We start from the raw sequence: 445 nt of genomic DNA, 5'->3' as shown, positions 1-445 counted from the left end.
TTGATGGCCTTAGCGACGCAACACAGGGGGAGCAAGCGATCAGAGACTTCCCTATTCGCAGCTCMGTTGTCGCGCCAGTTCAAGACAGGCCAATCCGACATCATCGACCTGATGCGGCCCACCGCTTCAGCAGGTATTGTTGCCAGAAGTGAGGGCTTAAGCCCCGGTCCAAGGAATCTAATCTTCGTGCCCGGTCTCGTGGTGCGGGAACCTACACACGAGTTGATCGAGTGAAGTTGTGGCAATCCCAGGGAGGGGAACCAATGACAGACCAGACCAACAAAACCGGCCCATCGCGCCGACAATTTGTCGAGGGTAGCGTGGCTTCGCTGACGCTGGGCGCTACCGGTGCCACGGGCGCGTTGGCGCAGAGCCTGCCGCTGCCGAAGTCGCCGGTGGCGCTGAACATCATCGATGTCGGCGGCGCCCTCGCCCTGCTACAGAA

At 60.6% G+C, this 445-nt stretch carries 1 pseudogene; it reads left to right on the top strand.

Annotated features, from left to right (window positions below):
- Positions 1-263 precede the first annotated feature (263 nt).
- Positions 264-445, top strand: a pseudogene (locus AC1D34_RS38300) (ABC transporter substrate-binding protein); the annotation flags it as partial.

The organism is Allobosea sp. P1_A7 (genome assembly GCF_056406775.1).
This window is presented reverse-complemented; position numbering and strand designations above follow the sequence as displayed.